14 protein-coding genes are annotated in these 17,750 nt (G+C 62.3%); 11 read left to right on the top strand and 3 right to left on the bottom strand.

The features are described from left to right. Positions 1-7 precede the first annotated feature (7 nt). The 7 genes from nirD to ACN9MW_RS29040 all read left to right on the top strand — a co-directional run bounded on the left by nirD (position 8) and on the right by ACN9MW_RS29040 (position 9,623). The gene (nirD, locus tag ACN9MW_RS29070) at positions 8-358 is read left to right on the top strand and encodes a nitrite reductase small subunit NirD (protein WP_426165471.1); all 351 of its coding nucleotides are present in this window, start codon (positions 8-10) and stop codon (positions 356-358) included. Further along, complete coding sequence (locus ACN9MW_RS29065; RefSeq protein ID WP_426165469.1) at positions 355-1,569, top strand: NAD(P)/FAD-dependent oxidoreductase; 1,215 nt, start codon at positions 355-357, stop codon at positions 1,567-1,569. The genes nirD and ACN9MW_RS29065 overlap by 4 nt, the downstream gene beginning before the upstream one ends. Positions 1,570-1,573: 4 nt before the next feature. After that, positions 1,574-4,258, top strand: coding sequence for a molybdopterin-dependent oxidoreductase (locus ACN9MW_RS29060; protein WP_426165467.1), 2,685 nt, complete (start codon positions 1,574-1,576; stop codon positions 4,256-4,258). Positions 4,259-4,294: 36 nt separating this feature from the next. Further along, positions 4,295-5,665 (top strand): glutamine synthetase family protein, encoded by a 1,371-nt coding sequence (locus ACN9MW_RS29055; RefSeq protein ID WP_426165465.1) that lies wholly within the window; start codon positions 4,295-4,297, stop codon positions 5,663-5,665. 310 nt (positions 5,666-5,975) lie between these two features. Continuing rightward, positions 5,976-7,499, top strand: coding sequence for an FAD-dependent monooxygenase (locus ACN9MW_RS29050; RefSeq protein ID WP_426165463.1), 1,524 nt, complete (start codon positions 5,976-5,978; stop codon positions 7,497-7,499). A 559-nt stretch (positions 7,500-8,058) separates the two neighbouring features. Further along, complete coding sequence (locus ACN9MW_RS29045; protein ID WP_426165461.1) at positions 8,059-8,835, top strand: PEP-CTERM sorting domain-containing protein; 777 nt, start codon at positions 8,059-8,061, stop codon at positions 8,833-8,835. A gap of 14 nt (positions 8,836-8,849) precedes the next feature. Then, positions 8,850-9,623 (top strand): hypothetical protein, encoded by a 774-nt coding sequence (locus ACN9MW_RS29040; protein WP_426165459.1) that lies wholly within the window; start codon positions 8,850-8,852, stop codon positions 9,621-9,623. 5 nt (positions 9,624-9,628) lie between these two features. Here ACN9MW_RS29040 and gabD read toward each other — a convergent pair whose 3' ends face one another. Beyond that, a complete protein-coding gene (gene gabD / locus ACN9MW_RS29035) occupies positions 9,629-11,083 on the bottom strand; it encodes an NADP-dependent succinate-semialdehyde dehydrogenase (protein ID WP_426165457.1) in 1,455 nt (484 codons plus the stop codon). 115 nt (positions 11,084-11,198) lie between these two features. Between gabD and ACN9MW_RS29030 the strand changes: the two genes are divergently transcribed. The 4 genes from ACN9MW_RS29030 to ACN9MW_RS29015 are packed head-to-tail and all read left to right on the top strand — an operon-like array spanning position 11,199 to position 16,260. Next, positions 11,199-11,954 (top strand): gamma-glutamyl-gamma-aminobutyrate hydrolase family protein, encoded by a 756-nt coding sequence (locus ACN9MW_RS29030; RefSeq protein WP_426165455.1) that lies wholly within the window; start codon positions 11,199-11,201, stop codon positions 11,952-11,954. Between the two features lie 49 nt (positions 11,955-12,003). Further along, positions 12,004-13,374, top strand: coding sequence for a glutamine synthetase family protein (locus tag ACN9MW_RS29025; protein WP_426165453.1), 1,371 nt, complete (start codon positions 12,004-12,006; stop codon positions 13,372-13,374). A gap of 10 nt (positions 13,375-13,384) precedes the next feature. Further along, entirely contained in the window at positions 13,385-14,767 is a 1,383-nt protein-coding gene (locus tag ACN9MW_RS29020) for an aspartate aminotransferase family protein (RefSeq protein WP_426165451.1), read from the top strand. A 2-nt stretch (positions 14,768-14,769) separates the two neighbouring features. Next, positions 14,770-16,260, top strand: a complete 1,491-nt coding sequence (locus ACN9MW_RS29015; protein ID WP_426165449.1) for an aldehyde dehydrogenase — start codon at positions 14,770-14,772, stop codon at positions 16,258-16,260. Here ACN9MW_RS29015 and ACN9MW_RS29010 read toward each other — a convergent pair. Together ACN9MW_RS29010 and panB are read right to left on the bottom strand one after the other, a co-directional pair. Further along, positions 16,257-16,799 (bottom strand): UPF0149 family protein, encoded by a 543-nt coding sequence (locus ACN9MW_RS29010; RefSeq protein ID WP_426165447.1) that lies wholly within the window; start codon positions 16,797-16,799, stop codon positions 16,257-16,259. The two genes, ACN9MW_RS29015 and ACN9MW_RS29010, sit on opposite strands and share 4 nt — an antisense overlap. Further along, positions 16,790-17,632 (bottom strand): 3-methyl-2-oxobutanoate hydroxymethyltransferase, encoded by an 843-nt coding sequence (panB, locus tag ACN9MW_RS29005; protein WP_426165445.1) that lies wholly within the window; start codon positions 17,630-17,632, stop codon positions 16,790-16,792. Before panB ends, ACN9MW_RS29010 begins: the two co-directional genes overlap by 10 nt. Between the last annotated feature and the right edge of the window lie 118 nt (positions 17,633-17,750).

The following is a 17,750-nucleotide window of genomic DNA, read 5'->3' as shown; positions in this document are numbered from 1 at the left end:
ACTAGCCATGCATCGTGACCAATCCGCCTCCGCCTGGACCGCCATCTGCGACGTTGACCAGATCGTCCCGAACACCGGTGTCTGCGCCTTGCTGCAGGGCCAGCAGGTCGCCGTGTTCCACCTGAACGACGGCAGCGAGCCGCGCGTCTTCGCCATCGGCAACTACGATCCGAACTCGGACGCCTCCGTGCTGTCGCGCGGCCTGGTCGGCAACCTGGGCGAGCGCCTCGTCGTTGCCTCGCCGATCTACAAGCACCATTTCGACCTGCAGACCGGTGAATGCCTGGAAGCGCCGGAACACTCGGTGCCGACCTGGCCCGCACGCATCGAAGGCGGAAAGGTCTGGGTCGGGGCATGAAACCCGCGCTGGTTGTCATCGGCAACGGCATGGCCGGCATGCGCACGGTCGAGGAGCTGCTCAAGCTCGCGCCGGACATGTACGACATCACCGTCTTTGGCGCCGAACCGCACGGCAACTACAACCGCATCCTGTTGTCGCCGGTGCTGGCGGGCGAAAAGACGGTCGACGACATCATGCTGAACACCCGCGAGTGGTACGAACAGAACCGCATCACCCTGCACGCCGGCGACGCGGTCGAATTCATCGACCGCAAGCGCCGCCTGGTGCGCGCCCGTTCCGGCCTCGAGGTGCGCTATGACCGCCTGCTGATCGCGACCGGCTCGCGCCCGTTCATCATCCCGGTGCCGGGCCATGAGCTGCCTGGCGTGCTGGCCTTCCGAGACATCAACGACGTCGAACAGATGCTGGAGGCGGCGCGCAATCACCGTCACGCAGTCGTTATCGGTGGCGGCCTGCTCGGCCTGGAAGCAGCCAATGGCCTGCAGCGCCAGGGCATGCAGGTCACCGTCGTGCACGTGACTGACTCGCTGATGAACCAGCAACTGGACAAGCCTGCTGCACAACTGCTGCAAAAGGCGCTGGAAGCGAAGGGCCTGGCCTTCCGCATGGAAGCGCAGACCAGCGAAATCGTCGGCCCCGACCGCGTGACCGCCGTGCGCTTTGCCGACGGCAGCGAAATCCCGGCCGACCTGGTGGTGATGACCGCCGGCGTACGCCCGAATATCGAACTGGCCAAGCGCAGCGGCCTGCATTGCGAACGCGCCATTGTGGTGGACGATACGCTGCAAAGCTTCGATCCGCGCATTTACGCCGTGGGCGAATGCGTGCAGCACCGCCGCGCCACCTTCGGCCTGGTGGCGCCGATCTGGGAACAGGCGCGCGTCTGCGCCGCCCACCTGGCAGGCAATGGCCACCGCCGTTACGTGCAGCAGGTAACGCCGACCCGCCTGAAGGTGACCGGCGTCGACCTGTACTCGGTTGGCGACTTCATCGGCGGTGAAGGCAGCGAGGACCTGGTGCTGCGAGACCCGCGGCGCGGCGTCTACAAGCGCCTGGTGCTCGACGGCGGCCGCATCACCGGCGCCGTGCTGTATGGCGACGTGCAGGACGGCCCCTGGTACTTTGACCTGATCCAGAACCGCACCGACATTTCGTCGATGCGCAACCATCTTTTGTTTGGGCAGGCGCTTTGCGCGCAGGCTGCGTGAATTCATGATTAAGACGACGTGCGCCTATTGTGGTGTGGGTTGCGGTGTCACGGCGACGCCGCGTGCGGAAGGCGGGTTCGAGATTGCCGGCGATGCCGCGCATCCCGCCAACCAGGGGCGCTTGTGCGTGAAGGGCTCGGCGCTGGGTGAGACGATCGGCCTCGAAGGACGGCTGCTTTATCCGATGATGCGCGAGCGGGGCGGCGATGGCTCGCTGCAGCGCGTAGCCTGGGGGGAGGCGCTGGACCATGTGGCCGATAAATGGAGCGCCATCATCGACGAACACGGCCCTGATGCCGTGGCCTTCTACGTCTCCGGCCAGTTGCTGACCGAGGACTACTACGTCGCCAACAAGCTGATTAAAGGCTATATCGGCAGCGCCAACATCGATACCAATTCCCGCCTGTGCATGTCGTCCGCCGTGGCAGGCCACAAACGGGCCTTCGGCGAAGACGTGGTGCCGGTCAACTACGAGGACATCGACCACGCCGACATGGTGGTGCTGGTCGGCTCCAACCTGGCCTGGTGCCACCCGATCCTGTTCCAGCGCCTGACGCGCGCCAAGGAAGCGCGCCCGAATCTGAAGATCGTCGTGGTCGACCCGCGCCGCACCGCCACCTGCGAGCTGGCCGACCTGCACCTGCCAATCAAGCCGGGAACCGACGTCTGGCTCTTCAATGGCCTGCTGGGTTACCTGTCGCGCATCGGTGCCGTCGATCCGGAGTTCGTGGCCGCTCATACCAACGGCCTGGAAGACGCTTTGGCAGTGGCCACGCTGACGCCGGAAGAGGTCGCGCGCGCATGCCGCCTCAACCTGCAGGACCTGATGGAGTTCTACGAATCCTTCGCCGCGACGGCGAAAGTGATCACCGGCTTCTCGATGGGCGTCAACCAGTCCAGCGCCGGCACCGACAAGGTGAACAGCATCATCAACTGCCACCTGATCGGCGGCCGCATCGGCAAGCAGGGCATGGGCCCGTTCTCCATCACCGGCCAGCCCAACGCCATGGGCGGCCGCGAAGTGGGCGGCCTGGCCAATATGCTGGCAGCGCACATGGACCTGGACAACGCCGCGCACCGCGACGCCGTGCAGACATTCTGGGAATCGCCTCGCATTGCATCGAAGCCCGGCCTGAAGGCCGTCGACCTGTTCGAAGCCATTGAAGCCGGACGCGTGAAGGCGGTGTGGGTGATCGCCACCAACCCGGTGGTCAGCCTGCCAAACGCCGACCAGGTGCGCCGCGCGCTGGAGCGCTGCGAACTGGTTGTGGTGTCCGACGTGGTGCGAGATACCGACACCAATGCCTACGCCGACGTCCTGCTGCCCGCGTTGGCCTGGGGCGAAAAGGACGGCACGGTCACCAACTCCGAGCGCCGCATCTCGCGTCAGCGCGCCTTCCTGCTTGCGCCGGGCGAGGCGAGGGCGGACTGGCTGATCCTGTCGCAGTTCGCGCTGCGCATGGGCTACGATGGCTTTGGCTACTCCAGCGCCGCCGAGATCTTCACCGAACATGCTCGCCTGAGCGCCTGGCGCAATAGCGACAGCGAACTGCCGCGCGCCTTCAACATCGGCGGTCTTGCCACGCTGGGTGAAGCGGCCTACGATGCACTGCAGCCGACGCAATGGCCGGCGATTGCATCCACCGACGCACCGCCAGCCAGCCGCCCATTCGCGGATGGCCGCTTCTCGCACGCCGACGGCCGCGCGCGTTTCGTCGCCACAGTGCCGCGCGCACCGGCCAACCTGCCGGACGGCGAATTCCCGATCACCCTCAACACCGGCCGCGTGCGCGACCACTGGCACACAATGACCCGCACCGGCCGCGCACCGAAGCTGGCCGACCATATCCCGGAATCCTTCATCGACATGCACCCGCAGGATGCACTGCTGTGCGGTGTGAAGGAAGGCGAGCTGGCGCGCGTCACCAGCCAATGGGGTAGCATGATCGCCCGCGTCCAGCACGGCGGCGGCATTGCTCGCGGCAGCGTCTTCGTGCCGATTCACTGGAACAACCAGACCGCTTCCGACGCCCGCGTCGGAGCCGTGGTGAATCCTGTGGTCGACCCAGTCTCCGGCGAGCCGGAGTTCAAGCACACGCCCGTGATGGTCGACCGCTTCCCGGTCAAATGGCACGGCTTTATCCTGAGCCGCGAAGGGCTGGAGCTTGATGCACTGGCCTACTGGACCAAGGTGCAGGGCAAGGACTTCCAGCGCTACGAACTGGCCGGCCGCAATGCGATCGAAGATTTCGGCACCTGGGCGCGCCAGCTGCTCGGCATCCAGGACGACGATGCCGACTGGCTGGAATACGCCGACCGCACCTCCGGTGTATTCCGCGCCGTGCACCTGGTCGACGACCGCATTGCGCAGTGCATCTTCATCTCGGCCCGCCCGGACCTGCCGGCCCGCCAATGGCTGGCCAGCCTGTTCGACAAGGCGCAACTGGAACTGGCCGACCGCGCAGCGCTGCTGGCTGGCCGCCCGATTGCGGCAGGCGCCGACACTGGGCCAACGGTATGCTCCTGCTTCGGCGTCGGCCGCAATACGATCTGCAAAGCGATCCGCGAGCAGAACCTGACTACGCCGGCACAGATCACCGCCTGTGTGAAAGCCGGCGGGAATTGCGGTTCCTGCGTGCCGGAGCTGAAGAAACTGCTGAGCGAAGTACGCGTGGAGGAAACCGCGTAAAACCCGCCCGTGGTAGAGTTGTTATGGGAGCGCATCATGGCAATCCGTGACAACTTTACCTACACGGACATGGATGAGTGGCTCAACGATAAACGGGTCACCGAAATTGAATGTCTGGTGCCGGACCTGACCGGCGTCGCACGCGGCAAGATACTGCCGAGGGCTAAATTCACCGAAGTACGGGGCATGCGCATCCCGGAGGCCGTGCTCGGCATGACCGTCACCGGCAATTCGCCGCAAGACGATGCCGCCTACGACCGCGCCATCTCGCCCACCGACCGCGACATGGTGCTGAAGGCCGACCCCAGCACCATCACCATGGTGCCCTGGGCTGCCGACCCCACAGCACAAGTCATCCACGATTGCTACTTCGCCGATGGCCGCCTGGTCGACTTCGCGCCACGCTCCGTGCTGCGGCGCGTGCTCAAGCTGTACGAAGACAAGGGCTGGTGCCCCATCGTAGCGCCCGAGCTGGAGTTCTACCTGACCGACAAGAACTCCGACCCCGACCTGCCGCTAAAGGCGCCCATCGGCCGCAGCGGCCGCGCCGAAACCAGCCGTCAGGTCTACAGCATCGACGCGGTGAATGAATTCGACCCGCTGTTCGAAGACATCTACGACTACTGTGACATGATGGGACTCGACGTCGACACGCTGATCCATGAAATCGGCGCCGGCCAGATGGAAATCAACTTCCTGCACGGCGAACCGCTGGGCCTTGCCGACAATGTGTTTTATTTCAAGCGCACGCTGCGCGAAGCCGCCATCAAGCACCACATGTACGCCACCTTCATGGCCAAGCCCATGGCTGGCGAGCCCGGATCAGCGATGCACGTACACCAGAGCGTACTCGATGCACGCACGCGCAAGAACATCTTCAGCGACGCCGACGGCGCACCGTCGCAACTGTTCAAGTTCTACATCGGCGGCCTGCAGCGCTACATGCCCGCCGCGCTGGCGATCGCCGCGCCGTATGTGAATTCCTACCGCCGGCTTGTGCGGCACACGGCCGCACCGATCAATATCCAATGGGGCACCGACAACCGCACGGTAGGCTTCCGCGTGCCGGAATCGGGCGTGCAGGACCGGCGCATTGAAAACCGCATCATCGGCGCCGACGCCAATCCCTACCTCGCGCTGGCGGTCACGCTGGCCTGTGGCTACCTCGGCATGACCGAACGGATCGAACCCACCGCGCCAACGTCCGGCAGCGCTTATGATATGAAGTACGAACTGCCGCAAGGCTTGCCCGAAGCACTGCGCGCGCTACGGGCGGAAGAAAAGCTGCACCAGGTGTTGGGCGAGCGTTTCATCGACGTCTACGCCGCTGTGAAAGAACTCGAGCACCAGGAATTCATGCGCGTGATCAGCCCCTGGGAGCGCGAGCACCTCCTCCTGCACGTCTAGCAGCAAATCGCAAAGCCAAAAGAATCGCAGACAGTAGCCCTGGCGGGTCTGCCCCTATGGGTCGGACCCTGGTTTACCGGTTTTCAAAGCATTGACCGCCTTCTAAAGCTAATGCTATATTCCGCCTTGTCGGAAAAGGCAGACTTGGTTTGGTAAGCCCAAGTCCTTTCGGTAACGAAAGCTCTGGTCTTTGGCCCTTGCATGAGATCCCCGCGACGAATATTTGACGCCACCTGGCGTCCAATTGTTCGTCCGTGCGGAGTCCAAGCTAGGAAACGCTCCGGTCGAACATCGACAAAGGAGCCTCGACATGCATACCCCCAAACTCAATTCCCACGACGTCCTGATTGCAGGCGCTGGTCCTGTTGGCCTGTTTCTCGCCTGCGAGTTGCGCATGGCCGGCAGCTCAGTGCTCATCCTGGAGCAGGCGCAAGAGCCATACAGCCCGCTGAAGGAACTCCCATTCGGGCTGCGTGGCCTTACCGTACCGACCATCGAAAGCCTGGACCGCCGCGACCTGCTGCGTCCAATCGAGGAGCGTGCAGTCAGCCGCGACGCGCCGGCCGCCGCGCACTGGTTGCAGCAGCCGCGCCGTCCCGCAGGTCACTTCGCCGGCATCCAATTTTTCCACGACCAGGTTGACAGCATGCAGTGGCAGTACCGTCTGCCGGGGCAGGTCAGCACTGTCGCTACAGACATGGCAAGTATCGAAGCGGTTCTCGCTGCGCGCGCGAACAAGCTGGGCGTCGAGATATTGCGAGGTTACGGCGTAGAAGATTTCAAGCAGTCCGAAGCTGGCGTAACTGTCTTCGCAGGAGGCCGCGAGTTTCGAGGGCAGTGGCTTGTCGGCTGCGACGGGGGCCGCAGCGCGGTGCGCAAGTTGGCGCGAATCGGGTTTAGCGGCACTGATCCTGAGTTCACAGGCTACTCGGCCAAGGTCACGCTTGCTGAACCGGGCATTCTCAAACCCGGCCGCCATTACACGGCGACAGGAATGTATGTCTACGCAGCACCCGGCACGCTCGGCATGGTCGACTTTGACGGAGGCGCTTTCCATCGCACCGTTCCAATCACGCGAGAGCATGTCGAGACTGTGCTACGCAAGGTTTCCGGCGCCGACGTCAGGGTAACGGAGCTCGAACTTGCCGCTACCTGGACCGACCGCGCTTACCAGGCAACGGAATACAAGAAAGACCGTGTGCTGTTGGCCGGCGACGCAGCGCACATACATTCGCCGCTTGGCGGGCAGGGGCTGAACCTCGGGCTTGGCGACGCAATGAACCTGGGCTGGAAGCTTGCAGCGACATTGCATGGAACCGCTCCAGCCGATCTGCTTGACAGTTACGAACGCGAACGGCATCCGGAAGGCGCACGAATCCTCGACTGGTCCCGTGCGCAGGTAGGATTGATGCGTCCTGGCCCGAGTTCGCGTGCGCTGGAAGCGATCATCCGCGACTTGATTCAGACGAATGATGGCGCGACCTATTTCGCCGGACGTGTTTGGGGCGTCGAAACCCGCTACGATCTCGGAGACGCTCACCCGCTGGCTGGCCGTAGCGCGCCAGATTTCGAGCTTGCCGACGGAACGAGGCTGAACATGCACCTTCGAAAAGGGCAGGGGGTTTTGCTCGACTTCGACGGGGACGACTCGCTCAAGGAGATTGCCGCTCGCTGGGGCGATAGCATTCGCTACGTCGCGAGTTCCGCAAAGGAGCGACTGGATTTAAGCGCGCTGTTGATACGTCCTGACGGTATCGTTGCCTGGGCCAGCGACTCCTCCAGCAAAAGAAGCAACGCTGCTGCCATTGCAGCCAGATGGTTTGGCAAACCATGAATATGATTCACCCATTTTCTTACAAGACCTGCGCAAACAATTTCAGACGAAGCTACCTGGATTAATGAACTTCCCCTTGAATGTCAGCTTCGATTCCTGGCCAGGCTAAGCTTGAACCTCACAGTAGCTGGACGAAATAGTTATGAGGTAGGTACAAATGAGCTTACTCATCCTTCTGAGCTTCGAAGGGTGAATGAAATTCAGCATCGAGTAACGGCCTGTCTGTCGCAACTTTTGAATGGCGATTGCCCTGACGGCTTCGTAGCCTCAATGGCGAGCCTGGTACTGGCAAGCCAGCACGTTGAATTGGATAGCCTGCTGCAATATAGCTGGGCTGAAGCAAAAAACCGATCGATCCCGATGGCGGCACATTGACGCTGGCCTGCACCTTCAACCACGTAATGTCCACGGGTAACGAAAGCACATCGGTGAAATCCGACAGGTAGACTGCGAAATAATTGCGAAAGTGTTACTGATTTGATGCAAGCGAGGACAACTTTGCGGTTATTGCGCTGGGGCGCGCTGACAGCCCCCAACCCATACCTGTCGAGGTCCACCAATGAACGTCTTGCATATCGTGCGGAAGGAATTGCTCGGTACCGCGCTTGCCGCTGCCTGCGGCATGGCGGCGGCCGATCCTAGTGTCGTCGCGGAGTCTCAAATCAGCAATCTGCAGTTTGGCGTGATCGACTTGACGCCGAGCGATGGCCAAGCAGCCGGCATTACCATCAATGGAGAGGAAGGCATGGTCAGCCGCTACCTTGTCGACCGCAGTCCCGGTGGGCTGGAACGCCATGACATCCGCTCAATCTCCAAGGGGATGAGCGAAACGGTCTTTTACACCTCTGGCCCGTCGTTCGCGGGATTCTCTTATGATCAGGTGGGCAGCATGAAAGCTGGCATCGCCGCGTATGACAACCTGGCCGTCGGGGGAGATACCGGTGCGTCCGTTTTCCGTAACTATACCGTTACTATCGCGCCGCACAGCGTGCTCACAGTACGCGGTGAAGCCTCCACCTCCATCGCCAGAACGGACGTGGGGACCTACGATTCCCTCGGTTACGTCTCTGCCGCCGCCCTGATCAAGACGTGGGAGGGAACTTTCACCGTGTTCCGCCACTTCGTGGATACCGCCCCTGACAGCGGCGGGGACAGTTGGTCCGAGAATTTTTTCCTGATGTATGCGAACCCCTCGGACGGCGACATGAAGGTGCTGGTCGATACCTACGTGGCCGCCGCGGGCATGATCGTTTCATCGATTCCTGAGCCTTCGGCTTATGCGATGTTTGCCGTGGGCTTGATGCTGTTGGGCGCACTGCGCCGACAATCGTGCTGACAAAGGGGGCTGCAATGAACCTCATTCCATCTTTCAGTAGATTCCTGGCCGGTGCAATGCTGGCTCTTGTCGCGGCCAGCGCCGCCGCCGACGCGGGTGTCACCGCTACCGCGCGCGTTACGAACCTGCAGTTCGGCGTCCTCGATCTTCAGCCGGACGACGGTGTTGCCGCAAGTTTCCGTCCGGACGGCCTTTCCGGGGATCTCACGGTCGCGCTGAACACCCAAACCGACAGCCGTCATGTCACCGGGACTGCGAACGATATTCTTGGTCTGGCGACAGCGCATTCGTCCGCGCAAGCCATGTATGGCATGACTGGATCCATCGGAGCCGTTTCGGATGCCCACAGCGATCTTGGCCCGGGCGGCAAGGCGAACGCATGGCTGGATCAGCGCTTTGGGTTCTTCCTTGCACCTAACGCGGCCTTGACCGTCGCTGGCACGGCCGAATACTCGGTCATCCGCCAGGACCCCGACTTTTCAGTCTCCTGGGGCAAGGCCGGCACGCTGATCGAAATGCGCTCCGCTGGACAGCCGGAGCTGTGGACGTACCTGACGCGGACCGTCGAGCTGGCGACAGGCGCAGGCAGCACCAATGTGGAGAATTTCTGGCTGGGCTTTGCCAATACCACGGACGACGAAATCTATGTAGACCTGTCATTCGAGTTCGCGGCACAGACCGCGGTTGGCACCATCCCGATTCCCGAGCCGTTCACCTATGCCATGCTGGCTGCAGGCCTGGCCCTGTTGGGCGTGGTGAAACAACGCAGCGTTCGCCGGGCAGGGTAGGCACGCTAGATGCCGCCCATGCAGATGTATTTGATGACGAGGTAGTCGTCGATGCCGTGCGTCGAGCCTTCGCGGCCAAGGCCCGATTGCTTGACGCCGCCGAATGGTGCGATTTCGGTCGAGATCAGGCCAGTATTCACGCCCACCATGCCACTCTCCAAGCCTTCGGCCACGCGCCAGATACGGCCGATATCGCGCGAGTAGAAGTACGCTGCGAGCCCGAACTCGGTGTCGTTGGCCAGCGCCACGGCTTCCTCGTCGGTTTTGAAGCGGAACAACGGCGCCAGTGGGCCAAAGGTCTCTTCGCGCGCAACCAACATGTCGGCATTCACGTCGGCCAGCACGGTTGGCTGGAAGAAGTTGTGTCCCAGGTCATGCCGCTTGCCACCCAACAGCAAGCGTGCGCCCTTGCCAACGGCATCGGCGATATGCTCTTCCACCTTGACGACGGCTTTCTCCTCGATCAGCGGGCCTTGCGTCACGCCGTCATCGGCGCCGTTGCCGACTTTGAGTTTGCGTACCGCTTCCACCAGTTTCGATGCGAAGGAGTCGTACACGCCATCCTGCACGTAGATGCGGTTCGCGCATACGCAGGTTTGGCCGGCGTTGCGGTATTTGGATGCGATTGCACCTTCCACCGCGGCGTCCAGGTCGGCATCATCGAACACGATGAATGGTGCGTTGCCGCCAAGTTCCAGCGACAGCTTCTTGATCGTCGGTGCGCACTGTTCCATCAGCAGGCGGCCGACTGCCGTCGAACCGGTGAAACTCAATTTGCGCACGATGGGGTTGGAGGTCATCTCGCCACCGATCTCGCGCGATGCGCCGGTGATCACGCTGAACACGCCAGCCGGTACGCCGGCGCGTTCCGCCAGCACGGCCAATGCCAATGCGGAGAAGGGCGTGAGTTCCGCCGGCTTCACCACCATTGGGCAACCCGCGGCAAGTGCCGGTCCGGCTTTGCGCGTGATCATCGCGGCCGGGAAGTTCCACGGCGTGATCGCCGCACTGACGCCAATCGGCTCGCGCGTGACCACCACGCGCTTGTCGGGCCATGGCGACGCCAGGGTTTCGCCGGCAATGCGCTTGGCCTCTTCGCCAAACCATTCGATGAAGGATGCCGCGTAGGCGATTTCGCCTTTGGATTCAGCCAGCGGCTTGCCTTGTTCCGCCGTCATCAGGGCTGCCAGGTCGTCGGCGTTGGCGAGGATCAGGTCATTCCATTTGCGCAGGATGGCGGCGCGCGCCTTGGCTGGCTTCTTGCGCCATTCAGGCCATGCGGCATTCGCGGCTTCGATAGCGCGGCGCGTTTCGGCGGCGCCCATTTTCGGCACGCTGCCAAGGGCTTCGCCGGTAGCGGGATTGGTGACGCTGATGGTTGCGCCCCCGTCGGCATCGCACCATTGGCCAGCGATAAAGCACTGTTGGCGCAGAAGGCTGGGATCTTTCAGGGTCAGCATGATTCACCTCCAAAGTAAAAAACCAGTATACCGGGTATCACGCTGCACGGTTGCCACATTCCAAAATTGGGAATAAGATCAAGCTGCACACTGATAGTTACCGAAAAAACTAAACATGCGCCGCCCCATCGTACTGGTCCCCGCCTGCAGCCAGAATAAAGGCTCCCATCCCAGCTACGCCGCTCAAAACAAATACGTTGATGCGGTGGCTGTGGGAGCGCGCTGCCAGCCGTTGTTGGTCCCTCCCTTGGGCGACAACACCGATATTGAAAGCCTGCTTGGCATTGCCAACGGCGTCATGCTGACCGGCGCTGCCTCCAATTTGCAGGCAAGCCTGTATGGGCAGGAAACCCTTGACCCCTCGCTGCCGGAAGATCACGCGCGCGATGAGACCACTTTGCCCCTGATCCGCGCTGCGCTGATGCACGGCATTCCGATACTGGCGATTTGCCGCGGCTTCCAGGAAGTGAATGTGGCGCTGGGCGGAACGCTGCATCAAGCCGTGCACACGGTGCCAGGCTACTTTGACCATCGCGAAGACAAGTCGCAATCGCTGGAGCAGCAATACGCGGCAGCTCACCGCGTGAAGCTCGAAAAGGGTGGCTTGCTGGCGCATATCCTCGATGGTGCTAGCGAAATACAAGTGAACTCGCTGCACGGGCAGGGCATTGATCGCCTGGCGGCTGGACTGCAAGTCGAAGCACGTTCGGATGATGGCTTGATCGAAGCTTATTCCATCGCGGCTTCTCCTTCGTTCGCGCTGGCGGTGCAATGGCACCCGGAATGGCGCATCGAAGAGAACCACGACTCCATGCGCATGTTCAGCGCATTCGGCCTCGCGTGCCGCGTGCACAGGGATCGCATTCCTTAGGTGGCTTTCCTTCAGTAGTGCTGTTTTCTAAACTACCTGAGAGGAAGCTATGGCAATCCGCGAAAATTTCAGTTACACCGACATGGACGAGTGGCTCAATGAAAAGCGAGTCACCGAGATCGAATGCCTGGTCCCTGACCTGACCGGCGTCGCGCGCGGGAAGATTCTCCCGCGCGGCAAATTCACCCAGGAGCGCGGCATGCGCATTCCTGAGGCGGTGCTTGGCATGACCGTCACCGGCAATTATCCGACCGAGGATGATGCCTATGACCGTGCCATCTCCAGTACCGACCGCGACATGATCCTGAAGGCCGACCCTACCACCATCACCATGGTGCCGTGGGCGGTCGACCCGACGGCGCAAGTGATCCACGACTGCTATTTCAGCGATGGCCGCCTGGTCGACTTCGCCCCGCGCTCTGTGCTACGCCGCGTGCTGAAACTGTTCGAAGACCGGGGCTGGAAGCCTGTCGTTGCACCGGAACTGGAGTTCTACCTGACCGACAAGAACTCCGACCCCGACCTGCCGCTGAAGGCGCCGATCGGCCGCAGCGGCCGCGCCGAAACCAGCCGCCAGGTGTACAGCATCGACGCGGTGAACGAGTTCGATCCGCTGTTCGAGGACATCTACGATTACTGCGATCTGATGGGCCTTGACGTGGACACCCTGATTCACGAAATCGGCGCCGGCCAGATGGAGATCAACTTCCTGCACGGCGAGCCGCTTGGCCTGGCTGACAAGGTGTTCTTCTTCAAGCGTACCTTGCGCGAGGCGGCATTGAAGCATCATATGTACGCCACCTTCATGGCCAAGCCGATGGCAGGCGAGCCGGGATCGGCAATGCACATCCACCAGAGCGTGGTCGATGCGCGCAGCGGATGGAACATCTTCAGCAACCAGGATGGTTCACCATCGCAGCTGTTCAAGGCCTACATCGGCGGCCTGCAGCGCTATATGCCGAGCGCATTAGCCATCGTCGCGCCGTATGTGAATTCCTACCGCCGGCTGGTGCGCCACACGGCGGCGCCGATCAATATCCAGTGGGGCATGGATAATCGCACCGTCGGATTCCGGGTTCCGGAATCGGGCGTGCAAGACCGGCGCGTGGAGAACCGTATCATCGGCGCCGATGCAAATCCTTACCTGGCGCTGGCAGTGACGCTGGCCTGCGGCTACCTCGGGATGACCGAATCGCTCGAACCTACCGCGCCGACCACCGGCAGCGCCTACGAAATGAAATACGAGCTGCCGCAAGGCTTGCCGGAAGCGCTGAAGATACTGCGTGGCGAGGACAAGCTGCGCTTTGTGCTCGGCGAGCGCTTCATCGACGTGTATGCAGCCATCAAGGACCTTGAGCACCAGGAGTTCATGACCGTGATCAGCCCGTGGGAGCGCGAGCACCTGCTGCTGCATGTATGAGGAGGCGATCATGGACGATACCAAAACACTCCAGGCGCGTGATCACGCGCACTACATGCATCCCTTCACTGACCACAAGGCGCTCGGCGAGCGCGGCGTGCGCGTGATGGTACGCGGCGAAGGCATCTACCTCTGGGATTCTGAAGGCAAGAAGATTTTGGACGGCATGTCCGGGCTGTGGTGCGTGAATGTCGGCTACGGCCGGCACAGCATATCGAAGGCGGTGTTCGACCAGATGGAAACGCTGCCGTTCTATAACAGCTTCTTCAACACGACCAATGTGCCGGCCGTGACGCTGGCCGCCAAGCTGGCGGAGATTGCGCCACCCGGTTTCAAGCATGTGTTCTTCACGGGCTCGGGATCGGAGGCAAACGACACCAATGTGCGCATGGTGCGCCGCTATTGGGACTTGAAGGGTCAGCCACACCGCCACACCATCATCAGCCGCTTCAACGCCTACCATGGCAGCACCATGGCGGGCGCCTCTCTGGGCGGCATGGAAGGCATGCATGCGCAGGGCGGCTTGCCGATCCCCGGCATCGTGCACATCCGGCAGCCGAACTACCTTGAGTCGGGGCGTGGCATGTCGGAGGATGAATTCGGGATCGAGGCCGCATCGTGGCTGGAGCAGAAGATCCTCGACGTCGGCCCGGAAAAGGTGGCGGCCTTCATTGGCGAGCCGATCCAGGGAGCGGGCGGTGTGGTGATTCCGCCGCGCACCTACTGGCCGGAGATCCAGCGCATCTGCGACAAATACGGCATTCTCCTGATCGCAGATGAAGTGATCACCGGCTTTGGCCGCACCGGCCGCATGTTCGCTTGCGAGTACTTTGACTTCAAGCCGGACCTGATTACCTTCGCCAAGGGCGTCACTTCGGGCTATATCCCGCTCGGTGGCGTGCTGGTAGGCGAGCGCGTGGCGGAAGTGCTGATTGGCCAGGGCGGCGAGTTCGCGCACGGCTTTACTTACTCTGGCCACCCTGTCGCGTGTGCTGCGGCGCTTGAGACGATTCGCATCATCGAAGAAGAAAAGGTGGTGCAGCGCGTGGCCGAAGATACCGGTCCATATCTTGCGCAGCGTTTCGCCACGCTCGGCGACCATCCGCTGGTTGGCTATGCCAATAGCTGCGGCTTCGTCGCAGGCCTGAATCTCGTACGGCGCAAGGGACCCACAATCCACGGCCACGAGTATTTCGATCCGAAACTGGAAGTGGGCATGGTGTGCCGCGGCTATATGTTCAACAACGGCATGATCATGCGCGCCGTGGGCGACCGCATGATCATCGCGCCGCCGCTGGTCATGACGCGCGAGCAGATCGACGAGATGGTGGCGCTGATCCGGCGCTGCCTTGACGATACCTATGCGGACCTGCAGCAGAGAGGATGGATGTAGCCATGGCAAAAGAAGCGATCAACTGGCACGACCGGGCCAAGATGCTGGCCCTCGACGGTCGCGCCTTCATCAACGGCGAACGCACCTGGGCGCGCGGCGAGCGCAAGTTCGACAACCTTTCTCCAATCGACGGCCGCTACCTGTCGCAGACGGCGCGCTGCGATGCGGCCGACGTCGACCAGGCGGTTGCCGTGGCGCGCCGCGCCTTCGATAGCGGCCGCTGGGCCGGGCAGGCGCCGGCGCAGCGCAAGCGTGTTCTCATCAAGTTCGCAGACCTCATGATGCAGAACAAGGACGAACTGGCGCTGCTCGAAACACTCGATATGGGCAAGCCCATCAAGTACAGCCAGGTGGTCGATGTTTCGCTCGCGGCCAATTGCATCCGCTGGTACGGAGAAGCGATCGACAAGGTGTACGGCGAGATTGCGCCGACGCCGGGCAATGCGCTGGCCTTGATCACGCGCGAACCGGTCGGGGTGGTGGCGGCTATCGTGCCCTGGAATTACCCGCTCCTGATGGCAGCGTGGAAGATCGCGCCGGCGCTGGCGGCCGGCAACAGCGTGGTGCTCAAGCCGTCCGAGAAATCGCCGTTGTCGGCCTTGCGGCTGGCGGAGCTTGCGGTGGAGGCGGGAATTCCTCCAGGCGTGTTCAACGTGCTGCCTGGCTACGGTAACGAGGCTGGCGCCGCGCTGGCCATGCACATGGACGTGGACTGCATCGGCTTCACAGGTTCCACGCGCACGGGCAAGCAGATCATCCAGATGGCGGGGCAGTCAAACCTGAAGCGGGCGTGGACGGAGTTGGGCGGCAAGTCGGCCAATATCGTGTGCGCCGATTGTCCCGACCTCGACGCCGCCGTCGCTGCAGCTGTTGGTTCGATCTACTTCAACCAGGGGGAGAGCTGCAACGCGCCTTCGCGCCTGTTCGTGGAAGAGTCGATCAAGGACAAGTTCCTGGAGAAGGCCTTGGCCATGGTGCCGTCTTACGCGCCGGGCGACCCGCTCGACGAAAAGACCGTGATGGGCGCGATTGTCGATGCGGTCCAGATGAAGACCGTGATGGACTATATCGAAGCCGGCCGCGACGAAGGGGCGAAGCTTCTGGCTGGCGGCAATGCGGTGCGCAAGGAAACCGGCGGCTTCTATGTCGAGCCGACGCTGTTTGACGGCGTGCAGAACACGATGAAGATCGCGCGGGAAGAGATTTTCGGCCCTGTGCTATCGGTGCTGTCGTTCAAGGATCTCGACGAAGCTGTGAAGCAGGCCAACGATACGCCGTATGGGCTGCACGCCGCGGTATGGACATCGGATATTTCGAAAGCGATCCGCACCTCGCGGGCGCTGAAGGCGGGCACCGTGCACGTCAACCAGTACGATGGCGACGACATCACGGTGCCGTTTGGCGGCTACAAGCAGTCAGGCAATGGACGCGACAAGTCGCTGCATGCCTTCGACAAGTACACCGAGTTGAAGACGACCTGGATCCAGGTTTAAGCGCCGCAGCACTTCTTGAATTTCTTGCCGCTGCCGCAAGGGCAAGGATCGTTGCGGCCAGCCTTGGCTACTTTAGTCTGCGGCGCGTGGAAGAATTCGTTGATCCTGATGACGGACTGCGGCACCTTGGCGGCGTTCAGCGGCGCCTGGAATGGCAGCAGCAAGGCAGGCTGCTGGGCGCGCAGGGGTGCCCACGCTTCAGGCGCAGCGCCCACGCCCGCCATGAAGCCTTCGCACCACGCTTCCGCAGTCCAGTTGCCGCCGCATTCGTAGATCGGCTCGAAGCTGCCCGGGTCCTTCTGCATCCACACGCGCATATAGTCGTGATGGCGCACAGCCAGCGCGGCAGCTTCGTCATTGCCGGCTGCGCCGCCCCAGACTGCTGGCAACCACGCCTCCTGCGCCACCTCGGCCGGGCCGGCCACCAGCGCGGTCAGGAAGCCTTCCAGCTTGGCGACGTCCATGCTCTGCGGGCCGATCTCGGCCAGCAGCTCATCGAGCCGGTCGTACTCGTCGTCGTTCAGCGGGTTCAGAAGCAATGCTCCAGTGCCGGGAAGGTGCCGCCCTTGACGGCGTCAATATAGGCCGATACCGCAGCCTGGATCGAGACCTGGCCTTCCATGAAGTTCCTCACGAAGCGCGCTTTGCGGCCTGGGAACACGCCCAGCATGTCGTGCATCACCAGCACCTGGCCCGAGCAATCCGGACCTGCGCCGATACCGATGGTCGGCATCGACAGCATGTCGGTCACTTCCTTGCCCAGCGCGGTAGGAATTGCCTCCAGCACCACCATGGCAGCGCCGGCGGCCTGCAGCTTGAGCGCATCCTGCTTCAGCAGTTCTGCGCTCTCGATGGTCTTGCCCTGCACCTTGTAGCCGCCCAGCGTGTGCACGGACTGCGGGGTCAGGCCCAGGTGGGCGCAAACCGGGATCGAACGCTCCACCAGGAAGCGCACGGTTTCGGCAACCCAGGCGCCGCCTTCGATCTTCACCATGTGTGCGCCGGCCTGGATCAGTTGCACGGCGTTGTTGAACGCCTGCTCAGGTGTGGCGTAGGAGCCGAAAGGCATGTCGGCCAGGATCAGCGCGTTTTTCGCACCACGGGCTACGGCGGCGGTGTGGTAGGCGATTTCCTGCACGGTCACCGGCAGGGTGGACTGGTGGCCGTTGCATACCATGCCCAGCGAATCGCCGATCAGCAGCACTTCCACGCCGCAGCCGTCCATCAGGGAGGCGAAGCTGGCGTCGTAGCAGGTCAGCATGGTGATCTTTTCGCCGGCTGCCTTCAGGGCGTTAATCGAAGGGATCGTGACCGCCTTGGTAGGGACGGCACGCGCAGGCGCCGGGTAAGGGTTTTGCAGGTTGCCAGACATGGGATGTCCTTAAATTCGAAAAGCGCTATTGTACACAGCGGGCAAAACCGGTAAACCAGGGTCAGACCCGAAGGGTCTGACCCTCGACGGTCTTGAAGCCACGGGTTTGGTTCCGGCG

The sequence above is a fragment of the Pseudoduganella sp. R-34 genome, assembly GCF_049904655.1.
In the GTDB taxonomy this organism is placed as follows: domain Bacteria; phylum Pseudomonadota; class Gammaproteobacteria; order Burkholderiales; family Burkholderiaceae_D; genus Rugamonas.
Note: the sequence above shows the minus strand (reverse complement) of the source record. Positions and strands in the feature narration are given on the sequence as shown.